Here is a 25,123-nt window from a genome sequence, read left to right on the forward strand (position 1 = left end):
GTGAACGCAAAGCAAATCAAAGTGTATATGGGGCAGCATCAGACATTTGCGAGCCAATTCCCGCTAACGCTAGGCAGTGGAAAGATTGTTAGTGAGTTTAAGATGGAGTGTAAGTGTGGTGAAGAATTTAAGGATGAATTAGTTAGGGGCAGTATTCATCTCGTAGAGAGTGACATTCTCTATCGTGGAATCGGTATCTGCGATTCATGCCACAAAATCGTGTGCCTAAGCGGCACGGCTACCATGAAGGGGGATGATTTTGAGCTTGAGCCGGACCCATTTGTTGTTCAATCACTGTTTAACCAATAAGGCGCCTAGTATGACCAGGCTGAGTTCACTCGCATTACTTATGCTTTCCTTGTCCATTACTAACGGTTTGGCTGCGGCCGACCTGAAGTATCACCGTGAAGATTACCCGCATTGGAGTGATCTGGATGGCAATGGTCTCAATACGCGCCACGACTTACTCGCTACACAATCCACGGTTAAACCAAGTTTTAGCCGTGATGGTAAAACCGTGACTCGGGGAAGATGGGTGTCACCTTGGACGGGGCAAATCTATCTCGATCCCTTTGCGCTCGATGTGGATCACACTGTACCGCTTGGCTATGCCCATGCCCGAGGCGGTAAATATTGGGATCGCTATCAGCGTGAGATGTTCGCAAACGATGTGAGAAATCTGCAGGTAGTCGAAAAGGGATTGAATAAAGAAAAAGGATCTGCGGGGATCACCGAGTGGTTACCGCCCACCAATCAGTGTCAGTATATCTTGCGATTTTACCGGATCATGAAAACGTATCATCTAAAATATTTCACTAAAGAAGAACCACGGGCGCTGGCGCTGGTAGCTCAGTGTCAAAGGGGGTAAACGTGGTCAAACTTGTTGGAGAGTAATACTTTTCACCAAGTTAAGTTTGATACTGAGTATTAAAGGATCATACTGAAAGGCAGCGCTCACATCGCTGTACTGCCTTTTCTAAATCGTTTATGCCCCAAAGCTTGTTTCAAAGTTAAAAATGCAAGTAGGGCAAATAAAGCTTTGGCGATAGAAATGCTAATGTGAAGAGGTTACTTTCAACCTAGAATTCATGCCCATCCGATCTTTCAAAAGCCTGCCATTACGCCTGTCAGGATAGCATCACCCTCAAGACGAAGCGGAATAACCAACAACGAAAAGCAGCCTGCCTTATAAGCGCAAGCCTGTGAGAGGATGTGATACGAGTGTCAGCCTGAATACGAGGCCAAAATGCTGTTCATCAAGGTCAATAATGAGTCAGGCGTAGCGTAAATGAATGAGAAAGCTAAAACGATATCAGGTGATTACCATCACACTGTATAAAAAATCGCCACCACAAAAAAGCAAATTTATATAGCATAATTTTTACCAATTGGCATGGATGTGGCAGCGACCAAGTCCAACAAGCGATTTATGCCCTGCAAACAGCGCAGCGCATAAATACTAAGACGTTAGCTACTCAGGAGAGTTCTGTGAAAATTACCTTTAACGAGCAAGAGGATAATTTGTGGATATGCACGGATTTCAAAATAGCTCAAGGTCGTCCACCCGTTCGATTGATATTAACCTCTGATAACGAACCGAGTAACATGTATGTTTCAGAAGCAATTGAACAGCTGAAACAACTCGATGAACTGGTTCTGTCGGCATCGGGACTAATTCTTGAGAATTATTCCTACGAACACTACAAGGATCTCGGTGTGCCAGAAGACAGACTTGAACGAGAAGAGACTCCCGAAGCAATCAGCAAGAGAGCTGTGCTGCGATCGATATGGTTCATGTCGGATGAGTGTGACGAATTTGAGCTATCTTTTGAATTACCTTGGGATAATTACCATTCTTACGACGTGGAGTTTCAAAATGGCGAGCCAGCTAACTGCGCTGTCAACGGATAGGTGTAGCGGCTTGCACACATAATCCCTTCGGTGCGATTACATCCGCCAAACTGAGCTGATAATAACTTGGTGTGAGTTTTAGTGCCTCTGAGCGTGCTCAGTACTTCATTCTGAGGAAAACTAACTATGCCCCTCAAGGCGCTTATTGATAGTGAACCAATTCAGTCATTTGACCTCGCTAAAGAAGAGTGGGCAGCCTTAAAGGTTGAGTACAAGCAGCGGGAATTAACCATGCCCTGTTGCGGCAGAACTGCAATCCCGAAGACGAGTAACCTTGGCACACAGTACTTTGCCCATTCAAGAAAAAGTGATTGCACCAGTGCACCTGAGACGGCAGAACACCTTTATCTGAAGTTTGTTGTCGCTAAAGAAGCGAAAGAGCTTGGTTGGCATGTCAGCACTGAAAAGGCCGGGCATACTCCATCCGGAGAAGGATGGATTGCAGATATCCTTTGCGAAAAGGGAAACACTAAAGTCGCGATCGAGATCCAGTGGAGTCCTCAGAGTGAAGATGAGTACATAAGGCGAACGCTAAAATACAAAGAGTCTGGCGTGAGGTGTCTTTGGTTGTTTCGGCAACAGAGCAACAGGACTTACTTTCAGCATGAATTTGAAAGGTCTAGGGGACTTCCAAAGTTTGGTTTTAAGCGAAGCGGCAACGATTTTCTTGTATCTGAGTTCAGCGTTTCTGTTCGTTGCTTCGTTGTCGGAGCTCTCTCAGGTAGCCTTCAGTGGGCTCCAAAAGAAGGTGATCTAGTGGAAGCTAGTATCCGATATGAAGCCGTTAATTGCTGGCGGTGTAAAAAGGTTACACAGATTGTTTTTGCTCTGGACCTTAACACTGAGACCGGAGAATATATTGATACGCTAGGCTTTGATGATTCTCAAGCTGCCGAGTTCATTGCCGAAAAATTTGAATCGAACCTTCTTATTAAGCATGGAATTGGGCCGATTAAACCGCGCTACAGCAAGACTATAGGTGGTCACTATGTTTCTAATGGTTGTATCCACTGTGACGCCTTACAAGGTAATTTCTTTCTTCATGAAGCCGATTGGTGGAATGACAATCTTCCGAGATTGAAGAAGGTCTTTAGCTGGTCCATCTCGTTTGGTTTATCTGAGCCGAGTTGGCGCTTCAAGGGAGCCAAAGGACGTCATTCGTATTAAACAGGGTGAATAGTTGATAGAGCCTTGGGGAGTCCAGTTTTGTTAACCTTCCTCCCACAGAAGGGGGCGTTTATCCCCTTACTACTCCATATAGAATGCCTTAGCGTACTTTATTTTCCGTTTAATGAAGCAACCCCTAATTTACCAAAAACTTGATGCCGAAACATTACGTCTGGTGTGCCTCGGTTCTCATTCCTAACTCGGTTTATACGGACAGGTCCCCGATTTTATCTAAATTTTGGGCTAAATGGGTTGCTCATGGAGCGTTCTGTTCAGAATGGGGTTCTACGCCGGAACCCCAAAATGCGATAACAGGGCACTCAAATGCTGGCAGTACGGGGCGTAACTTTTGACTTAAACTCAAATGTTTATCACATATAAAGTATTGTTGCTACATACTGATGATGTTATAAATTATATGCTAGATTTTTCTTATTATAAAGGGTTGTTAATGAAAAAACAAATTGGACTTGCTTTGATAGCTTCTGTCATTATTACTGGTTGTGGTTCAGGTAATATAGAAAAGGTAAGGAATTCTCGTTCCCCCAATAATGATATATATGTAATTAAAGATATTTTAGATACACGAAAATCTTGCAAGGATGTTGAATGGCATGAATTTGAGGGTGATAAGAGTATCAAGATAGTGGAGTATATCTGCCATATTGATACTTCTGAAGATGTTAAAAAATTTAACGAAATTGTTGACACCTATAAAGACGTTGGGAAAGTAGAACTGAAAGAATACAATGAATTTGTTTCAAACAAACATAAAAAGCTTGCAGATTTAAAAGAGAAATTAGAAAAATTCAAAGTCATGGTAATAGAGGAGAAGCAGAAAGGTAATGGGTATGCCGATTCTGCCTATACCATAAATAATATTGAACGGGATATTTCAATCGCGCAAGATGACTTAAGATATGGAGGAGGTAAATACAAAACAGAAGAAGAATCTGACCAGTTAGGATGGTACACAGCGTGGGAAAACGCAGGAACTAATTATTTATATAAACAGCGTCAACTTGTGGCTCAGTTTACTTTTGTTGGTGATGAAAAAGAACCAAGAATTATGTTTACTGGTGAACGAGGTATTGTTCTTGATGGGTCACTAGACAGGTCAAAACAAGTAGATGGAAAAACGTATACACGATCAATAAGAACGAACGATTTTTTTAAAGATATGGAAGAAGATAAAAATATTAGTAGGTAGTTGAACTGACTCCTGTCCGCAATAATGATTTGTAATCGAACATGCAACTTGTGCCTTCTTACTTGTTGTGAATAGAAAGGATTCTTTAAGTATTGCCTGATCGGTTTATCGCGGAATCGGTGATCTAATTACTCCGAAACATGCAATATTTGGCATATTTGAGATGTTGATGGTGGTATTCTTAAATAAATTAAGTAGTTTCGTTGAGTGAATATAAACAAAAAATTAAGGTAATTAAGTATGTTTAAATGTAAAAAGTGCGGTGAAGAAGTTTCAAATGCTAAAATGGTTGGTTTGATAATTGGACAAATCGGGCGTGAGGCGAGTATGAATAACGGTATTTCACCACAAGCGAGAGCTGATGTTATTGCTGGTGTTGTGAGTGGCTTTAAAATCGAGTGTCCTAGCTGCAGTGGTCACAATTGGAGTTATAATTGATGGGACTGATCGTAATCTTTGTTGTTTTAGGTCTATTCTTTTTGCTTTTTAAACATCCAAAATTACTTTTTAAAGGTGTTCAATTTATTCTTGTTGATTTGCCTAAAGCGTTTATAAAACACGCTGGGAAACAGCAAAAAAAGTAAGAAAAGAATAGTTATGAGTGCTCATCTATAACGCGATAGTGTTGCATTATTGACGGTATGGTCATATTATGAAGTAGTAGCCCTCGAGGCCTGAAGTATTTTGTCCGTTAGAGGACTAGAAAGCCCAGATTTTTCATCTGGGCTTTCGCTTTTCTATGTTTAAGATAACAGGGTAGAGGCACTAATGGCTTTTATCACAGTAAGCTGCACTTGAGTCACTATATCCCTCGATAAGTAATGATCGAATCTCTGTCCATTATCTATAAGCTTATACAGGATATGACGGCTAACTATTTGTATTAAATCTGTTTTTGAGGGTTCACAGACGAATGATTTACAGTGTGATGCATTGCTCGCTTCAGGCATCGATGTAGCTCATCTTTATGAGGATCGTGCATCAGGAAAACGTGAATATCGCCCAGGACTTACAGCCTGCCTGAAGGCTCTACGGCCCGGAGACACCTTGATTGTATGGAAGCTGGACCGACTTGGTCGTAACCTTCGTCATCTCATTAATACTGTTCACGATCTGACCAGTCGAGAGATAGGACTAAAGGTACTGACCAGTCATGGTGCTAACATAGACACTACAACCGCTGCTGGCAAACTCGTATTTGGCATCTTTGCCGCACTGGCCGAGTTTGAGCGCGAATTGATAGCAGAGCGAACGACCGCGGGCCTGGCCTCAGCAAGAGCTCGTGGCCGAAATGGCGGACGGCCTTATAAAATGACGTCAATAAAACTGCGATTGGCAATGGCATCAATGGGACTACCAGAGACAAAAGTGAGTACTTTATGTCAGGAACTGGGGATCACCCGACAAACACTGTACAGGCATATTTCGCCTGATGGTCAACTGCGAGCAGACGGAATAAAGTTGCTCAACCGGTGATAATTTATGTCAACGGATAAATCTGGGGTTCCGGCGTAGAATCCCAGAATCGTCACTTTTGGGGGTTATTCGGCGGAACCCGTTTTACAAATGAAGAACAAAGGCCTCGACATACTCATTGATGTTGGGATATATGCCCAAGCATCTGAAAAATTCTACAGGGCCGAAGCCTATATTGGTGACTTTCAGGGCGTTCTTGTCGGAACATTCTCAAGTCGCAATAGACTCGATATCGTCAACGTCATTGAACAATGGATGCAAAATCCCCCAATTCCAGCTTTCTAGTCAAAAAACAATGAACCCAGAAAATATTCTGCTCCTGCCTAATTAGTCCATTAACGCCGCCCAGCTTCGCTAGGCTCAGAGTCAACCGCTTCGCTGTTGGTCCGGTTATGTCAGTCGTTAACCCATAGAAATTTTAATCCGAACTCTACGAATTAGAGTAAAAAAACCTAGCTCACTTTTGTCCAGAAGTAAGCCACAAGGAGTATGAAAGTTATTCCTCTCCAACACGAACATCCTTCGAAATATCTTATTTTTTCTCGGTCTGACTGCCCGCCACACGGTTGGCAGCTAGAGCTTGGGATAATATCTCCCGTTCACGCTCGGATTGAGATAGATCTAATTTCACCTGATTCAGTTGTTTTTCGACGCTAATAAGCTCAGCTTGGACGCTTCCGAGTTGGTTTGCTTGCTGACGATAACTATTGAGATCTGTATTAAGTCTTTGCGTATCACGCTCAAATGCCAACTTTTCTGCATTAACCTCGGCTAGTTTTGCTCGAGAGTCTGCTAATTCATTGCGCACCGATACTAAGGTTGCCGTTAAATTTTCCGCAGTCTTACCTAGCTTGGCTTCTGTAGCCTTTAATTCTGTTCGGTCCTGCGTCAATCGCTCAAGGTTCGCTGTGGTGTATGAGATCTGGTCTTGCTGCTTTGATAGTGTGGCCTGCAGAGTTGCAATGGTGGCCTTCGCTTGCTCTAACTCTCGCTGTTCTAGTTCACGCTTCGCAAAATCGATGCTGAGTAATTTAATTTGCTCTCGAGATGCCCTTAATTCGGTCTCTGCTTGTGCAACGCGCCCATTCGCTGCGTCTACTAATGCTTCTGCTTTTAATACTTCGGCTTTTGCGTGATTTCTTGCGTCATCAATGGCCTTTTCGCTGGTGGCCTTTAACTCTCGCAGTTGTTGCTCTATCAGGCTTACAGCGGATTGGGCCTTTTCGACCTTGGCTGCGGTGCTGGTTTCAATCTCCGCAACTTGAGCCGCCGTAGTATTCAAGACGCTTTCTAACTTATCTTCACTGTCACTTAACAGCGATAGCGTTTCATCAAGGTTTCGCGTCAACTGGGCAACTTGCTCGGTCAGCGATTCGTTACGACGGTCAATCATGAGCAACAGTTCTTGAGACAGCAACTTAGCTACGGCAAGGCTTCCAACCTCTTCCGCGATAGCATTTTTTCTATGCTCAAGATTATTTTTGTACTCAATCAAGAACCCTTGGATCGACGATGTTCTGCCCTGCAGATGAACGCTCAAGTTACGTGTCGTTGGCTCGACACCGTTTTTAAGCATTTCATTCGCGAGCTTAGTCACTTCCTCAAGAGTTGCCTTCGGTTTCACTGCCAATTGTTCCATTTGCTTGCCTCAAACATCTTCAAAGTTAATGACTTACATCGATAAATCCCAGTGTAGCCTGTTATTCAACACTCTGCAATGGAAACGATGTTTTTACGGAAACATCGTTTCCCGTTTCCCGTGGTGATTTGCGTCATTCTTGTCTTGTATGGTGCTGATATAGAAGGGTAAATCCTGAAATTTGCCAGGATCGGCCGCCGTAATAGAATGTTCCTACATCAACTGAATGGGACAGAAAAAATGACCGAACTAGCAACTACGCCAACTGCACCGCGCAACCATGCAGAGGTCGCTATGTACCACTACTATCTGACCAATGCCGTGTTGACGACGAGCCCCAACGAGCAAGTCATTGGTGATGTGTTGGGGATGGGGGAAGATGACTTTGTGATGGAGCTGTTTGCGCTGTCTGAAGCGTTTTGGCTAAAAGGTGAAGATCTCTATGCCGAGGGTAAAGCGTTCTCAGGGCTTGCGGTATTCGACGTTGTGGCTGAGCTGGCTGAGTTCTTCTGGGGGTATGTAGAGCATACTGGAGAAATGCCTGACCTTGATGCGTTCAAGCTGGATATTGACCGAGTGTTTGAGACTTACACGCGATAAATCACCTGTCTAATACTCTTCAAAACAGTGAGGCCTACAACCCCGATGGTAGTAGGCCCAACTTCCAAGCAGTAGTTTCTAACCCTGTAATGGAGTGCTTATCTTTTTAATATTTGTTCCCTCCATGTATTCTTTACGCAAAAAATCATCTTCGGGATTTTCTATGTTTCAATAATTAGCTATACTGTATTAATGTACAGTATTTGTGATTTGTCCTATGAACGTCATCATTGGTTTGGCATCGGCAGGCATACACGGCTTTGAGAGTCCAGCCGCTGGATACCAAGAGAAGGCGCTAAGCCTCAATAATCTTATTGTCTCACACCCATCAGCAACGGTATTTGCAGAGGTTACCGACGACGCTATGACGGGTCTTGGGCTATTTACCGGAGATCTACTTGTCGTTGATAAGTCATTGACTGCGACGCGGGGAGATGTCGTTTTGGCGCTGGTGCACGGCGAAACCGTTTGTCGGCAGCTAGACGATGACCATGACCATCATCAACTTCATGCCAATACCAATGCTCATTATTCCGAAATATCAGTCACAGACGGGATAGAGATTCAGGGCGTGGCCATTTGTGCCGTGCGCTTTCATCGACGCAAGCGCGATCCTCTAGTGTTGAAAAGCCTCGATGACCTTCTGGTTGAATCGACGTTTGTGGGTCGTGCAAGAGGGGAGTCTATGACGGGGGTGGGCATCCACTCCGGTGACATCCTGATAGTGTCACGTCAACTAACTCCAAGTTCCGGCGATGTCATCATAGCCATGTATAACGAGGAATTTGTTTGTAAAGTCTTAGATCTATCCAATAGCAGGTTGTTATCGGCTAATGACGATTTTGAGCCGGTATCAATTAGGCTTGATGACCGCTTCTGGTGCGAAGGGGTCGTGCCAGCATCCATTAGATTATTGAAACAACCGAGTTTATTGGTATGAGCAGCATAATAGCGTTATGCGATGGGAACAGCTTACCTACACAGGTGGTATCAGCAATAAATCTGGAAAGGTTTGTGTGATAAGGCTTACTAGCCTTTTCCAGAAAAATAGTAATTTTTAGCTATTTTTCCTAAAACTTGAGTTTTGATGTTATCAGTTTCCAGAAAATTAGTCACTTCTTTAAGGCGTGCTTTCAATGGAAGGAGTGCAGATGTCTTTCAGCATCAAACTGCCCCAAAACGATTTTCAGCCCGCTTAGCCCAAACAACATATCTCGCCTAAGTTGACCCAGTTTTAGTAATGTTACAAAGTATCCACTATTACTGGATCAAATCGTCGATTAACTCTGATAATTGGGATTTTTAAGAAGAATGATAAATTCAAAAGTAGGATTAGCGGTCACGCTTAGCGTAGTTATCGGGGCTGGAGCATGGTGCACCTACACCCAGCTAAACAAGCGATACATTGGCGAGTTTGACGGCTTTGAATGGGGAGTGACTAAATCTGATGTCCTTACCACCAAAGGTAATCCGTCCAATGGTAGTAAAGGTGAAATGCTCGTATACCCCAATAGTGAACAAATAAGCGGCCACCTTTTAAAATCCTCTACCTATTACTTTATGCCCTTGTGTGAAACTGCTAACGACCATCCACATAAATGTATCCTAGTTAGCGGGGACTATGAATTTGAAGTGCTCACTGATGAAGAGTTCGAAAGTATCACTCGACTGCTACTCAAAAAATACGGACCATATACCATTAAAAAGACACTTGAGCCAAGTTACGAATTGAGCAGCAAAGCATTTATTGCCAATGAGGAGGTCGAATCAAGAAAGTTCGAATTTCCAGATTTTTCTGGTCTAGTCCTTACAAAAAAAACTTATGATCGGGACTATAAAATTGGTGGATTACTCGTTTATAGAAAAGGGATTTACAGCATTAGCCTGACCTATGAAGCACCAATTGAAATCCAAACAGAAGCGTTAAATCTCATCGGTGCTAAAAAATCGCTATAACCTTAACAGGGCGTACTAGGGGGTACTTTGGAGTCTTCAGCATTATTTAAGAATAAATTGTCCGACATATCACTGAATTTTACTGTCTATAGTGAATTGTTCGACAATACTAATTCTGTAAATACACTAAATAACTTTCATTCATTCGTTTTTGGTAACTATCAAAAATGCTTAGTTGATGCTCTCTATTTAGAAATAGCAAAGCTATTTGATCTTAAAGGCAATAATGATAAAAACTTGTCTTTCCTATACCTAATATCATTAACTAATGATAATAATCACGCTGAATTAGAAGAAAACTTTGAAGAATTATGCAAACTTTTTAAATCTTCAAATTTGAAGGCGTATCGAAATAAACTTCTTGCTCATAATGACCTTAAAGCCATTCAAGGAGTCAGGGCAGCAAAGCCAGAGGTAACAACTGAAACCCTAAGGGTTTTACTGGAGCGGTGTTGGTCGTTATTTGGTAAAATTGAATATGCTCTTGGTATTACAGATCGTGCTTATCAAACATCTCCTTATATTCTATTGCCTACAGGCTCAGGAATAGATGAGTTCATTAACAAATTGCAAAAATGTACATAATAATTTGATTAAAAGGAAAATAACGGTTAGCTATTCTTACTGCTTATAGCCAACCGCGATTTCCTGCTTATCAGAGCGTTATTAAGCCATAGAAATTTTAATCCGAAATTTATGAGTTAGAGTCTGTGTTCTAACTTATTTATGTCCAAGTACTTGGTATTGCGGCAGGTGAAGGATGTTGTCGGGAAGTTCGGTCATGGTGTTGTATAGGCGTAGGTGTCAGTCAGATCCATCCGACTCGGCATTGGTGTTTGCTTTTTTACCCAACAAGCTGCTGGAAACGAAAAGTAAGGCACCGAGGACAATTGCAATATCAGCCAGGTTGAAGGCCGGCCAATGCCAGTCTCGCCAATAGAAATCAAAGGAATCCACAACATAGCCGCGAAAGACCCGGTCAATCAGGTTGCCCATGGCGCCACCGAGGATAAGACTGTAAGCGATGGCTTCTCCTTTATGACGATTTTCAAGGATCAGCTTGATCAGAAAAATCGAGACCACTACCGCGATTCCGATAAAAAAGTAGCGCTGCCAGCCTCCACCATTCGCAAAAAGACTGAATGCGGCACCGGTGTTCCATAGGTGCACCCAGTTAAAGAACGGGGTCACCGAAACATACTCGCCATAGGCCATTGATTGCTGCACCAGCCACTTTACAGCCTGATCAGACGCTGCCAGCAGGCCCGATATGGACAATAGGGCATACGGCGAGAGCTTTTTGCCAATAATGAGCATTATTTAACCCTTCAACGCCAAAATGCGTCTGGCACCGTTAAGTACAATGCCCCCCGCGATGGTGCCGATAATCAGATCCGGATAATTGGAACCGGTCCACGCGACCAGGGCGCCGGCGGTGATGACCCCCAGGTTGATCACCACGTCGTTGGCCGAGAATATCCAGCTTGCCTTCATGTGCGCCCCGCCTTCCCGATGTTTGGATATGAGCAGCAGACAACTGGTATTGGCAATCAATGCGACGAATGCGATAGCCATCATCACCAGCGATTCAGGCTCACTACCGAATACAAAGCGTCTCACCACCTCTACGAGCACGCCCACAGCCAAGATCAGTTGCAGTACACCAGCAAGATGCGCGGCACGTACCTGCATTTTCACGCTATGTCCAACCGCATAAAGGGCAAGCCCGTACACCGCCGCATCGGCAAAATTGTCCAGGGATTCTCCAATCAGGCCGGTGGACCGGGCGATCAGACCGGCAGTCATTTCCACCACGAACAGAAGTGCATTGATGCCGAGCAACCAGCGCAGGGTCCCGGATTCTTGCTTAGCAGAAGCTGCCGAAAACTCGGCGGCCTTGATGGTCTCCGGATTTGCAGCGACGGTTTCCTGAAGCGAGGCGCCTAGCCCCAAGGTCTTCAGTTTCGAGGTGACGGGCTCGACCTCGCCGTCATGCACGACCTTCAGCCGGCGGTTCGACAAGTCGAAGGACAGCGCCCGAATCTCCTCAAAGCCGTTCAGGGCTAGGCGAATCATTCGTTCTTCTGATGGACAGTCCATCTTCGGCACGGCATAAACACTGACCCATCTCCCTGGCGCCTCGGAGGAGGCCTGTATATCGGTATCCGCTGCGGACGTTGCATCACCGCCACAGGCGCCACCACAGGATTTGCTCATGATACGACTCCACTTGAACAATGTTGTGGTACCATTTTAAACTATAAAGCTACTATAAGGTCAATAGAGTAAAGAATCCGTTGGGGAGGAGGCTGATGCGCATTGGTCAGTTGGCGCAGTTGGTAGGGGTCGAAACACAGACGATCCGCTTCTATGAACAGCAGGGCTTGTTGCCACCGCCTGATCGGCAGGACAACGGTTACCGTGTCTATACCGAGAAGCATGGTGAGGGGCTGGCCTTCATCCGTCGCTGCAGAATCCTGGGCCTGTCACTGGCTGAGATTCACGAACTACAGAGCTATCAGGACGACCCTCATCAGCCTTGTACCGCCGTCAACGCCTTGCTCGATGATCACATCTCTCATGTGCGGTCGCAGATAACCGCTCTGCAAGCGCTTGAGAAACAACTCGTTTCACTGAGAGCGAGTTGCAACGATGACCGGGAAGTTGAGGCGTGTGGGGTTCTTGCTGGAATTAGCGAAGGAAACATGCACCAGCAGTAGGTGAAGCATCAACCAGATAATCCGATGAGATGCCGGTCTGTCTCACTCTCATGCAAAGGTAAGATCAACCATTTAATCCGCTTACCCTTTAATTTGAAAGGTTTAAAAAGATGAACAGTTACGAAGAGCAGCTTAAGACAGTGTTTCGCTCTGCTCAGATGCACCTCTATCTCACCTGCGCAGAATCAGGCCGATTTGTGCCAGTTCAGCGCCGCAATGAGATTTTGATTAAACGGTTAAAGCCATTTGTCGATGACAAGGCCTGCCGTGAAATTAAGAGTCATGTTAAGCGTGTCATCCTACTTGGGCGCCAAGGGCAGGACATGGAAGCCTGCATTAATCAAATGTTATCGGTTATCAACAGCTCCAGCGTCAAATACGACAGGATGATTGCGCTGGCTGAATGGTTGGTCACTGCGATTGATGCTATCAAAGAGCCAATCCAATTCAGCACCAGTGAACAACCTGTGACAGTGGATCACAATGCCTGCGAGATACGTTTTAACCGAGTGCAGATTGAGAATTGCTTCAATGAAGATGGCCAACAAATAGCTCCGATGATGATTAACTATCGCTACACTTCAGAGGACAATTTAATTGCACTTAAGAAGGTGTTTAACTCAGATTATCAATTGATTGAATGTGTGGTTTTAACAAACAACACTGCCAACTTTTTTATCATCGATAGCGCTCATTGGATGGATGCTCAATAGTGCTAAAATAGCTGAAAGGAACTCTCGGTATGATTCAATTATCCTCTCTCACCTTACATGATGTTGTACGCAACTTATCCGGCTTAGGCTTCTTTTGGGCGTTGTGGATGATATTCCCTTATCGACATAATCACGCAATACCTTTACTCCGGTCAGGCGCCGCTATCGCTTTTATGGCGGCTGGGTTGTATATGCTAAGTGATAAAGGGCTTGTTGAGTTTCACCCCCCTGCTTTTCTGGCGCTGGCCACATTACTGGTCACAACTAAAATGGATAATACCAATACATTTCCGGCGATGGTTATTCAGAACGTGTTTCTTGGTAGCACGTTAATTTCGTTATTTATTTATGGCATTGGAACCGTAGTTATCACCTGCACTTCGGCGGCGATTTTCTTGTATATCCTCAACAAAGCAATGCCGGAAGACATTCACAATTAATATAGCGCGTGATATCGTCCAAATGTGTAAATTTTTGGACATAACTCTATGAATCCTTTGTGCGTTTATATAATAGTTTGATAATTCTTAATAATGTTTGATCATTTATATAATAGTTTGATATTTTTTGGCTCTTTTGGTGAATGTGCGGATTAAGAGTTAGCACATTTTTGCCCCATTATCAGTTAGACCAAATACACTACAGTTTTGAGTTTCAAATCTGTCACAATTTCCTAAATTGCATATCTATTCAACTCATTGACCTCAATCTCAAGCTAAAATAAATAAGGACATTTCTAAAGTCATTTAGGGGTCAGTTATGTGGACGAAAAAAGGCCATCGAACTGGGCAGAAAAAGCCCTTTAAGCTCGAGGATATCTGGCGTATCCGCACTAGACTCGAAATCGAAGGTAATATCATGGAGCTAGCGTTACTTAATCTCGCTATTGATTGCAAGTTACGCTCGTGTGATTTACTCAGGATGAAAGTAAGGGATATTTCGTCAGGTGGTATTATCCAAAATCGTGTCCTTTATAGCCAAAGTAAAACGGGTAGAGAGGTACAATTTGAAATCACGTCACGCACGGCACAATCGTTAACCCAGTGGTTTATACACAGCCAATTAGCCATTTCAGACTATCTTTTCCCAAGTCCTCGAAAGTCGGGCAGACCAATGAGTTATAGCTGTTATTCAACAATCATTCGTCGTTGGGCATCACAACTTGGCTATGACTCTCACCTGTATGGAACTCACTCTATGCGAAGAACAAAAGCAACGTTGATCTATGCTCGAACAAAGAACATACGAGCCGTGCAGCTACTACTAGGCCATGTCAAGTTGGATAGTACCATTCGCTATCTAGGGGTAGAAATGGAAGATGCATTACATATATCTGAAGATATAGAGTTTTGACGTTACCCGTAATAAGTCTATATACATCGGTAGGTTGTAAGGTTAGGCATGAGCAAAATGGAGAACCCTGCGCTGCAAAATAGATAGAAAATCTTATTTATAAGGTTTATATTAAACATAATTTTAATGACTTTATAAACCGAGCTATTGCTTGAGAGGATTCCATGTTTGCAGAACGCTTAGAACGAGCCCGTAAGGCTGCCGGGCTATCCATGAATGCATTAGCCAACGAGGTAGGACTGTCCGCTAACGCCATTAAAAAGTATGAACATGGCACGGCTATGCCTTCTTCTTCAAACCTACTAAAACTCGCGAAAGCGCTCGATGTGCGCACTGAGTACTTCTTTCGTCCAACGAAGGTGAAACTAGAGGGCGTAGAGTACCGCAAGCGTGCTAGTACACCAAAGAAAGTGTTAGACCGAATTAATGGCGATGTTTTAGAACAAGCTGAACGTTGGCAAGAGCTTTTAGAGTTGTATCCCGACTCAGTGAAGCCTATCCCTGAGTTTACTTTACCAAATGAGCTTCCAGAACAAATCTTTAGCTTAGAACAAGCGGAAGACTTGGCTATTCAGATGCGCCATGCTTGGGACCTTGGTCTAAACCCAATTCACGACATGATCGATACACTTGAAGCTAAAGGGGTGATGATCATTACCACTGATGTGGAAACAGATAAAAAATTTGATGGGTTGGCGGGGAAAATTGGCAGCACGCCTGTCGTCGTTATCTCCACGGCTCAAAGTGGTGACCGACAACGTTTCACCTTAGCCCACGAACTTGGACACTTAGTGGTGCATGGACGTTTAGTTGAAGGCCTTGACGAAGAGAAGGCCTGTAATACTTTTGCAGGCGCTTTCCTTTTACCTACTCAATCACTTATTGAACACTTGGGTGAAAAACGCCGTCATATTGAACCGCGTGAATTACTCATGCTTAAGCACGAATACGGTATTAGCATGCTAGCGGCACTGTTTCGAGCTGGCCAATGTGGAATAATTACGCCTGCGACTCAGAAAAACCTATTTATGCTGTTTAGCAAAAATGGCTGGCGAACGGAGGAGCCAGGAAAAGCTTACCCGCATGAGTCGACTTATCTACACAAGCAACTCGTTTATCGTGCGCTAGGTGAGGAGTATATTGGGGAATCAAAAGCCGCAGAGTTACTGGGAATGTCGGTTTCTAGCTTTCGTAAAGAACGAAAGTTGGAGGTGCCGACTCAAGCACAGTTAGCTCAGGAGGCTAGCCGTGCAGCAGCTGCTAATTAGTGATGCCAATATCCTCATTGACATGGAAGAAGGTGGTTTACTGGAAGCAATGTTTCAGTTGCCCTATGACTTTGCAACGCCAGATATTCTTTTTGTTGAAGAACTTGAAGAAGATCATCCCCACCTTCTGGATTTAGGGTTAGCGCTAAAAGAGGTTTCTGCAGAATCAATGATGTATGCCATGCAGCTAACGGGGACCTATACCCAAGCGAGCCGAAACGATTGTTTTGCCCTTGCTTTAGCAAAGCAAGAACAGTGTCCTTTACTGACCGGTGATATGGCACTGAGAAAAGCAGCAGAAAAAGAAGCTGCCATTGTTAAAGGCACAGTTTGGCTAGTAAGCCAACTGGTGGTTCATCAGCAAATCAATACCGAACAAGCGCGAGCAGCCTATAAGCAGATGCAAGCCAATGGCAGGCGTCTACCTTGGCATATCGCAGAACAAGCTTTAGTAGAACTAGAGCAAGTAAATTAATAATTAATAGGTTGCCCTCATAAAGTGCAATTTAGAACGATCAGGAATTCTAATAATGACAAGTTTACAACAACGTGCCGAACTTCAACGCCAAATATGGGCGATTGCCAACGATGTACGAGGCTCAGTAGATGGCTGGGATTTTAAACAATATGTATTGGGTACGCTGTTTTACCGCTTTATCAGTGAGAACTTTGAGGCATACATTACTGGTGGTGACGAAAGCGTTAACTATGCAGCAATGGACGACAGCGATGAAAATATCATAGCGGCAAAAGATGATGCAATTCGCACGAAAGGCTATTTTCTATACCCAAGCCAGTTGTTCAGCAATGTGGCGGCAAATGCGCACAAGAACGAAAATTTAAACACAGACTTAGCCGCTATTTTTGCTGCAATTGAAAACTCAGCCAATGGCTATGATTCAGAAAAAGACATCAAAGGCTTGTTTGCGGATTTTGATACCACCAGTAATCGTCTGGGTAATACGGTAGAGGCAAAAAACAAACGCTTGGCAGCTGTGTTAAAAGGCGTGGCAGGTTTAACCTTCGGTAATTTTGAAGGCGGTTTTGAAAATAATCAAATTGACTTATTCGGTGATGCTTACGAGTTCCTGATTTCAAACTATGCCGCCAATGCGGGTAAATCCGGTGGTGAATTTTTCACCCCTCAGCATGTTTCAAAACTCATCGCGCAGCTCGCCATGCACGGCCAAACCAGTGTGAATAAAATCTATGACCCTGCGGCGGGTTCGGGCTCGTTGCTCTTACAAGCTAAAAAGCACTTTGATGCGCATATCATTGAGGATGGTTTTTTTGGTCAAGAGCTCAACCACACCACCTATAACTTGGCGCGTATGAATATGTTTTTGCACAACATTAACTACGACAAGTTTAATATTCAGTTGGGTGATACCTTAACCGAACCGCACTTTTTAGATGACAAACCCTTTGATGCCATTGTCTCAAACCCGCCTTATTCGGTGAAATGGATTGGTAGCGATGACCCAACCCTAATCAACGACGACCGCTTTGCGCCCGCTGGCGTACTTGCGCCTAAATCAAAAGCCGACTTTGCTTTTGTATTACATGCGCTCAGTTACCTATCAAGCAAAGGCCGCGCAGCCATTGTCTGCTTCCCCGGTATTTTTTACCGTGGTGGTGCTGAGCAAAAAATTCGCCAGTACTTGGTTGATAACAACTATGTTGAAACTGTGATTTCACTGGCACCTAATCTATTCTTCGGCACCACCATTGCGGTAAATATTTTAGTGCTGTCTAAACACAAAACCGACACCACCACCCAGTTTATCGATGCCAGCGGTTTGTTTAAAAAAGAAACCAACAACAACAACCTCACCAACGAACACATCGAAAACATCATGAAGGTGTTTGCCAGCAAAGAGGACGTGGATCACTTTGCCAAATCCGTTGATTTGGATGTTATCGCAGCCAATAGCTATAACCTATCGGTGAGCAGTTATGTGGAAGCGAAAGATAATCGCGAGTTAGTGGATATTGCAGAGCTTAATGCCGAACTTAAAACTACCGTTGCTAAAATTGATGCACTTCGCAGTGATATTGACGCCATTGTAGCGGAAATTGAAGGTGAGGAGCTTGAGGCATGAGTCATTTTAGCTATTTAGAGAAATTGCTGGATGGGGTTGAGGTTGAGTGGAAGCCAGTCGGCGAAATATTTGATCTAAAAAATGGATACACACCTTCTAAAGCAAACTCTGCGTATTGGGCTAATGGGGAAGTTCCGTGGTTCAGAATGGAGGATATTCGTACGAATGGTAGAGTTCTTAAGTCTGCTATCCAAAGCGTTTCAAAATTAGCGGTAAAGGGGAAATTAATTCCTGCCAACTCACTAATAATGTCTACAACCGCAACACTTGGTGAACACGCTCTTATTGAAGTGCCATTTCTAACTAATCAACAAATAACGAGCTTTTCATTTAATGACGAATATAGAGAAAAAGTTGATGTTAAGTTTATGTTTCACTATTTCTTCAAGTTCGGTAAGTGGTGTGCTGAAAATGCCAATAAAAATGGTGGTATGGGAATCATTAGCCTAGGTAAACTGAAACAGTTTCAAGTCCCCATCCCATGCCCAGATAACCCAGAAAAATCGCTGGCAATACAAGCTGAAATAGTGCGTATTCTGGACGCATTTACCGCCATGACCGCCGAGCTGACCGCCGAGCTGACCGCCGAACTTAACATGCGGAAAAAACAATACAACTACTACCGCGACAAGTTGTTGAGTTTTGAAGAGGGTGAAGTTGAGTGGAGGGCTTTGAGTGAAATAGCCGAGTATTCAAAGGCTCGTATTAGTTACACAGAACTAGATGACAGCAATTACGTTGGTGTTGAAAGCTTACTTCAGAATCGAGCTGGTAAAATAGACTCCACTCGAACCCCTGATAGTGGAAATCTTACACAATACAATCCTGATGATATCTTAATTGGGAATATACGTCCTTATTTGAAGAAGATATGGCATGCAGATCGAGTTGGCGGCACGAATGGCGATGTTCTTGTTGTTCAGACGACTGATACAGCTATAAATCCACGATATTTGTATCAAGTTTTAGCTGATGACAAGTTTTTTGAATACAACATGCAACATGCAAAAGGCGCAAAAATGCCACGAGGAAATAAGCCAAAAATCATGGAGTATTTGGTTCCTATTCCATTTGCTAGCAATAGAGAAAAATCTCTTTCGGAACAAGAACGAATCGTTACTATTCTCGACAAATTTGACACTCTAACGAGCTCCATTACCGAAGGTCTGCCCCGCGAAATCGAGCTGCGCCAGAAGCAATACGAATATTACCGAGATTTGCTGCTGAGCTTCCCTAAACCTCATTCAGATGAGGCAGCTTAATGGCCTACCAACCACCTTTTACCATCACCAGCGATATTTTGAACTTGGTGGCACAAATCAGCCAGCAGGTGGGTGAGTTAAATGCCAGCCAGCTCAATGCCTCGCCGCAACTGCGCAAGCAAAACCGCATTAAAACCATTACCGGCACGCTGGCGATTGAAGGCAATAGCTTAACTGAAGAACAAATTACCGCCATTGTTGAGGGTAAGCCCGTGCTCGGCAGCGTGCGTGAGCTGGCCGAGGTAAAAGGCGCGATTGCCGCTTATGATGCACTGCCTGCATTCACACCCAGCGCTGAAGAATCCCCTGATGATTTACAAATAAATCATCAAATTAGGGTGGAAGCGCATCTTGTTGCATGATCAAATGGTTTCGCCAAAAACTACACTTGGACAACAAGATGCGCGAAGCCAATATCCTACAACATTCTTTACACCAATACTGCCCAGAACTTCACCTAAAACGATTAAACAGCTTGATGCTGGCCTCTAAGGCACTGATTGAATGTAAGACACTGACCTTGACTGAGTTAGGTCGAAATTTACCAACCACGGCCCGAACCAAGCACAACATCAAGCGCATTGATCGTTTGCTCGGCAACACGCATCTGCATCAAGAACGGTTAGCTGTCTACCAATGGCATGCCAGCCTCATCTGTTCTGGTAACCCTATGCCGATTGTGCTCGTCGATTGGTCAGACATCCGAGAGCATAAACGCATCATGGCTCTGCGCGCCTCAATAGCCTTCAATGGCCGCTCTATTACCCTGTATGAGAAGTCCTATCCCCTATCAGAACAATGCTCTAAGGCCTCCCACAACGGTTTTTTAGCGGACTTAGCCAAGATTTTACCTTTGCATGTTACCCCTCTCATCGTGACTGACGCGGGGTTCAAAGTGCCTTGGTACAAAGAGGTTGAGGCGCATGGTTGGTTTTGGCTAAGCCGTATTCGCGGTACAGTTCAATTTGCAGATATTGGCGCTGAAAATTGGCGTGCAGTTCGCAGTACACATGACTTGGCCAACGGTCAAGCGAAGAGCCTGGGTTGTAAGACCTTGACCAAAACTAACCCTATCAATTGCCATCTCACGCTTTATCGTAGCAAACCTAAGGGGCGTACAAATCAGCGTTCAACGAGGACTAATTGCCACCATCCATCGGCAAAAACGTACTCAACATCGGCGAAAGAGCCTTGGGTGTTAGCCAGCAATTTACCACCAGAATCTCGGAGCCCAAAGCAGCTGGTAAACCTGTACGCCAAACGTATGCAAATAGAGGAAACCTTTCGTGACCTCAAAAGCCCGGCATACGGCTTTGGCTTACGCCAAAGTCGTACCAACAGTCCAGAGCGATTCGACATCATCCTACTGATAGCGTTGATGGTTCAATGCCTGTTGTGGCTAGTTGGTTTACACGCACAGCAACAGGGCTGGGATAAGCATTTTCAGGCCAATACCATTGGGCATCGAACGGTACTCTCAACGATTCGCTTGGGATTGGAGGTACTCAGGCGGCCTGATTATCAAATCACGGAGAAAGAATTGCTGGCGGCCTGGGTATTATTCGCCAATCAGTTGCTCAAATATGGCTATGCTATGGCTGATTTATGAGGGGATCCTTCAGCACCCAGCGAGATTTCCGATTTACTCACGGCTCACGGTTTAATGCTGTCAGATGTTCTTGTAAATGCCGGTGAGTTTCGCAGTAAAGGCGTGGGTATCCATAAAGGTGGTGTGGTGCACCATGTTGCGCCGCCTGCCCATCAAGTATCTGGTTTAATGGCTGATTTACTCCAATGGCTTAAGCAAACAAAAGACCACCCATTGATCGCCAGTTGTGTATTTCATTACGAATTTGAGTTTATTCACCCCTTTGCCGATGGTAACGGTCGTATGGGGCGGTTATGGCAAACGCTGATTTTATCCAAGTGGCATCCGTTGTTTTTATCTTTGCCGCTAGAAAGTGTGATTAAAGACCATCAGCAAGCCTATTATCACGCCCTTGAGCAGGCCGATAACCAAGCAGACAGTACGCCGTTTATTCATTTTATGTTGTCGGTTATTCAGCAAACGCTGGCGCAAAACGCCTCTGTAAGCGCCCCTCTAAAAGAAGGTAAAAACGCCCCTGTAAATACCCTTATCAATGTAACGGGCCTTAAAACGCCTGAGGCCATTTTAGCCTTGCTTACTAGCACGCCCGAGCTAACCCGACAACAGCTCGCTGATACCTTGAATAAAGACGTGAGAACCATTGGCCGTGCCATTAGCAAACTACAAAAAGAAGGCAGGTTAACTCGGGTAGGTTCAGATAAAACCGGCCATTGGCAAGTCACTGAATAATGCGATGCGGTGGCTATTTCCATTTTGGAAAACACCACGGCTAACAAAAAAGGATGTAAACGAATGACAACGTATAAAACGGTGGCAGAATCCAATAACTTTATTGTGTTAGATAAATACACTAAAGAGTGGCAGGTTAACGAAAGCTTTCAAAGCGAAGGTGATTTAGAACGTGAGCTGATTCAGGACCTAAGCAACCAGGGCTATGAGTATTTACCGGCGCTAACGACGCCAGACGCCATGCTGGCGAATGTGCGCAAGCAGCTACAAGCCCTTAATAAGGTCCAGTTTACCGATGCCGAGTGGGCTCGCTTTTGCGAGCAATACTTAAACACCCCAAGCGATACTATTCTTGATAAAACTCGCAAAGTGCACAGTGACTATATCTTCGATTTTGTCTTTGATGATGGCCATATCGAAAACATCTACCTGTTCGACAAGAAGACCATTGCTCGTAACAAAGTGCAGGTCATTAAGCAGTTTGAGCAAACGGGAAGCCATGCCAACCGTTACGATGTGACGATTTTGGTCAATGGTTTGCCTTTGGTGCAAATTGAACTGAAAAAGCGTGGTGTGGCAATCCGTGAAGCGTTTAACCAAATACATCGCTACAGCAAAGAAAGCTTTAATGCAGAGAACTCGTTGTACAAGTTCTTGCAGCTTTTTGTGATCTCTAATGGCACCGACACGCGCTATTTTGCCAATACCACCAAGCGCGACAAAAACAGCTTCGATTTTACGATGAACTGGGCGAAGTCAGACAATACGCTGATCAAGGATTTAAAAGACTTTACCGCCACTTTTTTCCAGAAAGAGACGCTGCTTGAAGTGATCTTGCGTTACTCGGTATTTGATGTCAGCAATACTTTGCTAGTGATGCGCCCCTACCAGATTGCCGCTACAGAGCGCATTTTATGGAAGATAAAGAGCGCGTTTAACGCTAAAGACTGGGCTAAGCCAGAGAGCGGTGGCTACATTTGGCACACTACGGGTTCAGGCAAAACACTCACCAGCTTTAAAGCGGCACGTTTGGCCACCGATTTAGACTGTATCGATAAAGTATTTTTTGTGGTTGACAGAAAAGACCTCGACTATCAGACCATGAAAGAGTATCAGCGCTTCTCGCCTGATAGTGTGAACGGTTCAGACAGTACCGCAGGGCTTAAGAGTAACCTGGATAAAGACGATAACAAGATTGTCGTCACCACAATCCAAAAGCTCAACAACTTAATCAAAAGCGAAAGCGATTTAGCTATCTACAACAAGCAGGTTGTCTTTATTTTTGATGAGTGTCATCGAAGCCAGTTCGGTGAAGCGCAGAAAAACCTGAAGAAGAAATTCAAAAAGTACTACCAGTTTGGTTTTACCGGTACGCCCATTTTCCCAGAAAATGCACTGGGCGCAGAAACCACGGGTAGCGTGTTTGGCCAGCAGTTGCACACGTATGTGATCACCGATGCCATTCGTGATGAAAAAGTACTCAAGTTCAAAGTGGACTATAACGATGTTCGTCCGCAATTTAAGAGCATTGAGACTGAGCAGGATGATAAGAAGCTTAGTGCGGCGGAGAATAAGAAAGCCTTCTTACATCCAATGCGCATTGGTGAAATCTCGCAGTATATTCTGAGCCATTTTAACCAGAAAACACATCGAGCCTATTCTGGCGCCAAAGGGTTTAACGCCATGTTTGCGGTCAGTAGTGTTGATGCGGCGAAAGCCTACTATGAAACCTTCAAAACATTGCAGGCCGAGGCTGAGAATGGACCTACAAGTAAACCTCTGCGCATTGCAACTATCTTCTCATTTGCTGCCAATGAAGAGCAGGACGCCATTGGTGATATTTTAGATGAGAGTTTTGAAGTCAGTGCCATGAACAGCAGCGCAAAAGAGTTTTTGAGCGCCGCGATTAAAGATTACAACGCCATGTTTAAATCTAACTATGGCGTGGACAGTAATGGCTTTCAGAACTACTACCGTGACCTTGCTCAGCGCGTGAAGAATCAAGAAATAGATCTGCTCATAGTGGTGGGGATGTTTTTAACGGGCTTTGATGCGCCTACGCTTAATACCCTGTTTGTTGATAAGAATTTGCGCTATCACGGCTTGATGCAGGCATTTTCTCGCACTAACCGCATTTATGATGCGACGAAGACCTTTGGCAATATTGTTACCTTCCGTGATTTGGAACAGGCAACCATTGATGCAATCACCTTGTTTGGTGACAAAAACACCAAAAACGTGGTGTTGGAGAAGAGCTACAAAGAATACATGGAAGGCTTTAACGATATTGCTACTGGCCAAGCGCGTCGAGGTTTTGTTGATATCGTCAAAGAGCTGCAAGAACGCTTTCCAAACCCAGAAAATATTGAAAAAGAACAAGATAAAAAAGAGTTTGCCAAGCTGTTTGGTGAATACCTAAAAGCAGAAAATATTCTACAAAACTACGATGAGTTTGCTGGATTAAAAGCACTGCAAAGCTTAGATACCAGTGATGAACAAGCTGTTGAAGAGTTTAAGTCAAAGTACTATCTGGACGATGCTGACATCGAGGCAATGCAAACCATCGATATGCCGAGCGAACGTGCTATCCAAGATTATCGCTCTACCTACAACGATACCCGCGACTGGTTGCGACGCGATAAAGAAGGTCAGGATAAAGATAAGTCAACGGTAGACTGGGACGATGTGGTCTTTGAAATTGATTTGCTTAAATCGCAAGAAATCAACCTCGATTACATTCTTGAACTGATTTTTGATCACAATAAGAAGAACAAGAGCAAAGAAGGCTTGATTGAAGAAGTTCGTCGTATGATCCGCGGTAGCCTTGGCAATAGAGCGAAAGAGAGCTTGGTGGTTGATTTTATTAACCAGACAAACCTAGATGAGATCAATGACAAAGCCAGCATTATCGACGCTTTCTTCAAATTCGCCCAGGCGGAGCAGAAGCGCGAAGCCGATGCCATTATTGCCTCTGAAAAGCTCAATATCGATGCTGCCAAACGTTATATTGCATCATCACTCAAACGTGAGTACGCCTCTGAAAATGGCACTGCTCTTAATGAGGCGCTGCCGAAACTTAGCCCATTGAACCCACAGTACCGAACCCAGAAGCAAACGGTTTTTCAGAAAATTGCCGCTTTTGTTGAAAAATTCAAAGGTGTGGGTGGGCAGTTGTAGTGATATGAAGAGCTCTTTTCACGTAGTTAATGCTTGATGAAAAGAGCTCGATATTTTTAAATTAGTGCTGTTTTTTTTCGAGATAGCAGATATGAATATTCAAATTAGTTTAATTATTATGCATTTTCTGGATAGGTCATTGGCCCACAAATGGAGCTAATAAATAAATAACCAATTAACTGAACGATTTGATGAAGGATGGAAGGAATAACTCAATAAATATTGACCTTA

The 25,123-nt window shown here is 44.1% G+C and carries 25 protein-coding genes and 2 pseudogenes; 24 read left to right on the forward strand and 3 right to left on the reverse strand.

The window, feature by feature from the left end; all coding sequences use genetic code 11:
* The 8 genes from FJD32_RS23015 (at nucleotide 1) to FJD32_RS23050 (ending at nucleotide 5,764) form a co-directional block, all read left to right on the forward strand.
* Entirely contained in the window at nucleotides 1-309 is a 309-nt protein-coding gene (locus FJD32_RS23015) for a hypothetical protein (protein ID WP_140907547.1), read from the forward strand.
* 10 nt (nucleotides 310-319) lie between these two features.
* The gene (locus FJD32_RS23020) at nucleotides 320-868 is read left to right on the forward strand and encodes a DUF1524 domain-containing protein (protein WP_240200030.1); all 549 of its coding nucleotides are present in this window, start codon (nucleotides 320-322) and stop codon (nucleotides 866-868) included.
* 620 nt (nucleotides 869-1,488) lie between these two features.
* Nucleotides 1,489-1,911: a hypothetical protein gene (locus tag FJD32_RS23025; protein ID WP_140907549.1), complete on the forward strand. Its 423-nt coding sequence runs from the start codon at nucleotides 1,489-1,491 to the stop codon at nucleotides 1,909-1,911.
* 126 nt (nucleotides 1,912-2,037) lie between these two features.
* Nucleotides 2,038-3,078: a competence protein CoiA family protein gene (locus FJD32_RS23030; RefSeq protein WP_140907550.1), complete on the forward strand. Its 1,041-nt coding sequence runs from the start codon at nucleotides 2,038-2,040 to the stop codon at nucleotides 3,076-3,078.
* 451 nt (nucleotides 3,079-3,529) lie between these two features.
* Nucleotides 3,530-4,288: a hypothetical protein gene (locus tag FJD32_RS23035; protein ID WP_140907551.1), complete on the forward strand. Its 759-nt coding sequence runs from the start codon at nucleotides 3,530-3,532 to the stop codon at nucleotides 4,286-4,288.
* 240 nt (nucleotides 4,289-4,528) lie between these two features.
* Complete coding sequence (locus FJD32_RS23040) at nucleotides 4,529-4,726, forward strand: hypothetical protein (RefSeq protein ID WP_140907552.1); 198 nt, start codon at nucleotides 4,529-4,531, stop codon at nucleotides 4,724-4,726.
* Nucleotides 4,723-4,872, forward strand: coding sequence for a hypothetical protein (locus tag FJD32_RS23045; RefSeq protein ID WP_181160253.1), 150 nt, complete (start codon nucleotides 4,723-4,725; stop codon nucleotides 4,870-4,872). Before FJD32_RS23040 ends, FJD32_RS23045 begins: the two co-directional genes overlap by 4 nt.
* A gap of 292 nt (nucleotides 4,873-5,164) precedes the next feature.
* Nucleotides 5,165-5,764 carry a recombinase family protein gene (locus FJD32_RS23050; protein ID WP_140907564.1) on the forward strand — a complete coding sequence of 200 codons (600 nt, stop codon included), beginning with the start codon at nucleotides 5,165-5,167 and terminating at the stop codon, nucleotides 5,762-5,764.
* A gap of 532 nt (nucleotides 5,765-6,296) precedes the next feature.
* Here the strand turns inward: FJD32_RS23050 and FJD32_RS23055 are convergent.
* Nucleotides 6,297-7,403 carry a hypothetical protein gene (locus FJD32_RS23055; protein WP_140907554.1) on the reverse strand — a complete coding sequence of 369 codons (1,107 nt, stop codon included), beginning with the start codon at nucleotides 7,401-7,403 and terminating at the stop codon, nucleotides 6,297-6,299.
* A gap of 240 nt (nucleotides 7,404-7,643) precedes the next feature.
* Here FJD32_RS23055 and FJD32_RS23060 point away from each other — a divergent pair, with 240 nt between their 5' ends.
* The 4 genes from FJD32_RS23060 to FJD32_RS23075 all read left to right on the forward strand — a co-directional run bounded on the left by FJD32_RS23060 (nucleotide 7,644) and on the right by FJD32_RS23075 (nucleotide 10,544).
* Entirely contained in the window at nucleotides 7,644-8,003 is a 360-nt protein-coding gene (locus FJD32_RS23060; RefSeq protein WP_011711511.1) for a hypothetical protein, read from the forward strand.
* A 205-nt stretch (nucleotides 8,004-8,208) separates the two neighbouring features.
* Nucleotides 8,209-8,943: a S24 family peptidase gene (locus FJD32_RS23065; protein ID WP_088212913.1), complete on the forward strand. Its 735-nt coding sequence runs from the start codon at nucleotides 8,209-8,211 to the stop codon at nucleotides 8,941-8,943.
* A gap of 371 nt (nucleotides 8,944-9,314) precedes the next feature.
* Nucleotides 9,315-9,959 (forward strand): hypothetical protein, encoded by a 645-nt coding sequence (locus tag FJD32_RS23070; protein WP_140907555.1) that lies wholly within the window; start codon nucleotides 9,315-9,317, stop codon nucleotides 9,957-9,959.
* Nucleotides 9,960-9,986: 27 nt separating this feature from the next.
* Nucleotides 9,987-10,544: a hypothetical protein gene (locus tag FJD32_RS23075; protein WP_140907556.1), complete on the forward strand. Its 558-nt coding sequence runs from the start codon at nucleotides 9,987-9,989 to the stop codon at nucleotides 10,542-10,544.
* A gap of 219 nt (nucleotides 10,545-10,763) precedes the next feature.
* Here FJD32_RS23075 and lspA read toward each other — a convergent pair whose 3' ends face one another.
* The gene (gene lspA, locus FJD32_RS23080) at nucleotides 10,764-11,276 is read right to left on the reverse strand and encodes a signal peptidase II (protein ID WP_003821921.1); all 513 of its coding nucleotides are present in this window, start codon (nucleotides 11,274-11,276) and stop codon (nucleotides 10,764-10,766) included.
* Nucleotides 11,277-11,279: 3 nt separating this feature from the next.
* A complete protein-coding gene (locus FJD32_RS23085) occupies nucleotides 11,280-12,176 on the reverse strand; it encodes a cation transporter (protein WP_004364974.1) in 897 nt (298 codons plus the stop codon).
* Between the two features lie 95 nt (nucleotides 12,177-12,271).
* Here FJD32_RS23085 and cadR point away from each other — a divergent pair, with 95 nt between their 5' ends.
* The 12 genes and pseudogenes from cadR (at nucleotide 12,272) to FJD32_RS23145 (ending at nucleotide 24,892) form a co-directional block, all read left to right on the forward strand.
* Complete coding sequence (cadR, locus tag FJD32_RS23090; RefSeq protein WP_004364961.1) at nucleotides 12,272-12,679, forward strand: Cd(II)/Pb(II)-responsive transcriptional regulator; 408 nt, start codon at nucleotides 12,272-12,274, stop codon at nucleotides 12,677-12,679.
* A gap of 110 nt (nucleotides 12,680-12,789) precedes the next feature.
* Nucleotides 12,790-13,392, forward strand: coding sequence for a DUF2913 family protein (locus FJD32_RS23095; protein ID WP_140907557.1), 603 nt, complete (start codon nucleotides 12,790-12,792; stop codon nucleotides 13,390-13,392).
* Nucleotides 13,393-13,421: 29 nt separating this feature from the next.
* On the forward strand, nucleotides 13,422-13,832 hold the full coding sequence (locus tag FJD32_RS23100; protein WP_140907558.1) for a hypothetical protein: 411 nt from the start codon (nucleotides 13,422-13,424) through the stop codon (nucleotides 13,830-13,832).
* 319 nt (nucleotides 13,833-14,151) lie between these two features.
* Nucleotides 14,152-14,745: a tyrosine-type recombinase/integrase gene (locus tag FJD32_RS23105; protein WP_140907559.1), complete on the forward strand. Its 594-nt coding sequence runs from the start codon at nucleotides 14,152-14,154 to the stop codon at nucleotides 14,743-14,745.
* A 164-nt stretch (nucleotides 14,746-14,909) separates the two neighbouring features.
* Nucleotides 14,910-16,013: an XRE family transcriptional regulator gene (locus tag FJD32_RS23110; RefSeq protein ID WP_140907560.1), complete on the forward strand. Its 1,104-nt coding sequence runs from the start codon at nucleotides 14,910-14,912 to the stop codon at nucleotides 16,011-16,013.
* A complete protein-coding gene (locus FJD32_RS23115) occupies nucleotides 15,994-16,488 on the forward strand; it encodes a PIN domain-containing protein (protein ID WP_011637413.1) in 495 nt (164 codons plus the stop codon). The genes FJD32_RS23110 and FJD32_RS23115 overlap by 20 nt, the downstream gene beginning before the upstream one ends.
* Before the next feature lie 55 nt (nucleotides 16,489-16,543).
* A complete protein-coding gene (locus FJD32_RS23120; RefSeq protein WP_140907561.1) occupies nucleotides 16,544-18,115 on the forward strand; it encodes a type I restriction-modification system subunit M in 1,572 nt (523 codons plus the stop codon).
* Entirely contained in the window at nucleotides 18,112-19,377 is a 1,266-nt protein-coding gene (locus FJD32_RS23125) for a restriction endonuclease subunit S (protein ID WP_140907562.1), read from the forward strand. Before FJD32_RS23120 ends, FJD32_RS23125 begins: the two co-directional genes overlap by 4 nt.
* Nucleotides 19,377-19,670, forward strand: a pseudogene (locus FJD32_RS23130) (Fic family protein); the annotation flags it as partial. The gene FJD32_RS23125 and the pseudogene FJD32_RS23130, both read left to right, overlap by 1 nt.
* Nucleotides 19,671-19,777: 107 nt before the next feature.
* Nucleotides 19,778-20,986 (forward strand): IS4-like element IS10A family transposase, encoded by a 1,209-nt coding sequence (locus FJD32_RS23135; RefSeq protein WP_001206290.1) that lies wholly within the window; start codon nucleotides 19,778-19,780, stop codon nucleotides 20,984-20,986.
* 15 nt (nucleotides 20,987-21,001) lie between these two features.
* Nucleotides 21,002-21,715, forward strand: a pseudogene (locus FJD32_RS23140) (Fic family protein); the annotation flags it as partial.
* 63 nt (nucleotides 21,716-21,778) lie between these two features.
* Nucleotides 21,779-24,892, forward strand: a complete 3,114-nt coding sequence (locus tag FJD32_RS23145) for a type I restriction endonuclease subunit R (RefSeq protein ID WP_205403061.1) — start codon at nucleotides 21,779-21,781, stop codon at nucleotides 24,890-24,892.
* Nucleotides 24,893-25,123 lie beyond the last annotated feature (231 nt).

Source organism: Shewanella sp. LC6 (assembly GCF_006385735.2).
Taxonomy (GTDB): Bacteria; Pseudomonadota; Gammaproteobacteria; order Enterobacterales; family Shewanellaceae; genus Shewanella; species Shewanella xiamenensis.

What these genes read in the sequence shown, in the direction of transcription:
- FJD32_RS23020 (WP_240200030.1), top strand. Translation starts at nt 320, where the DNA reads ATGACCAGGCTGAGTTCACTCGCATTACTTATGCTTTCCTTGTCCATT.
- FJD32_RS23030 (WP_140907550.1), top strand. Translation starts at nt 2,038, where the DNA reads ATGCCCCTCAAGGCGCTTATTGATAGTGAACCAATTCAGTCATTTGAC.
- FJD32_RS23035 (WP_140907551.1), top strand. Translation starts at nt 3,530, where the DNA reads ATGAAAAAACAAATTGGACTTGCTTTGATAGCTTCTGTCATTATTACT.
- FJD32_RS23040 (WP_140907552.1), top strand. Translation starts at nt 4,529, where the DNA reads ATGTTTAAATGTAAAAAGTGCGGTGAAGAAGTTTCAAATGCTAAAATG.
- FJD32_RS23055 (WP_140907554.1), bottom strand. Translation starts at nt 7,403, where the DNA reads ATGGAACAATTGGCAGTGAAACCGAAGGCAACTCTTGAGGAAGTGACT.
- FJD32_RS23060 (WP_011711511.1), top strand. Translation starts at nt 7,644, where the DNA reads ATGACCGAACTAGCAACTACGCCAACTGCACCGCGCAACCATGCAGAG.
- FJD32_RS23070 (WP_140907555.1), top strand. Translation starts at nt 9,315, where the DNA reads ATGATAAATTCAAAAGTAGGATTAGCGGTCACGCTTAGCGTAGTTATC.
- lspA (WP_003821921.1), bottom strand. Translation starts at nt 11,276, where the DNA reads ATGCTCATTATTGGCAAAAAGCTCTCGCCGTATGCCCTATTGTCCATA.
- FJD32_RS23085 (WP_004364974.1), bottom strand. Translation starts at nt 12,176, where the DNA reads ATGAGCAAATCCTGTGGTGGCGCCTGTGGCGGTGATGCAACGTCCGCA.
- cadR (WP_004364961.1), top strand. Translation starts at nt 12,272, where the DNA reads ATGCGCATTGGTCAGTTGGCGCAGTTGGTAGGGGTCGAAACACAGACG.
- FJD32_RS23095 (WP_140907557.1), top strand. Translation starts at nt 12,790, where the DNA reads ATGAACAGTTACGAAGAGCAGCTTAAGACAGTGTTTCGCTCTGCTCAG.
- FJD32_RS23100 (WP_140907558.1), top strand. Translation starts at nt 13,422, where the DNA reads ATGATTCAATTATCCTCTCTCACCTTACATGATGTTGTACGCAACTTA.
- FJD32_RS23105 (WP_140907559.1), top strand. Translation starts at nt 14,152, where the DNA reads ATGTGGACGAAAAAAGGCCATCGAACTGGGCAGAAAAAGCCCTTTAAG.
- FJD32_RS23110 (WP_140907560.1), top strand. Translation starts at nt 14,910, where the DNA reads ATGTTTGCAGAACGCTTAGAACGAGCCCGTAAGGCTGCCGGGCTATCC.
- FJD32_RS23120 (WP_140907561.1), top strand. Translation starts at nt 16,544, where the DNA reads ATGACAAGTTTACAACAACGTGCCGAACTTCAACGCCAAATATGGGCG.
- FJD32_RS23125 (WP_140907562.1), top strand. Translation starts at nt 18,112, where the DNA reads ATGAGTCATTTTAGCTATTTAGAGAAATTGCTGGATGGGGTTGAGGTT.
- FJD32_RS23135 (WP_001206290.1), top strand. Translation starts at nt 19,778, where the DNA reads ATGCGCGAAGCCAATATCCTACAACATTCTTTACACCAATACTGCCCA.
- FJD32_RS23145 (WP_205403061.1), top strand. Translation starts at nt 21,779, where the DNA reads ATGACAACGTATAAAACGGTGGCAGAATCCAATAACTTTATTGTGTTA.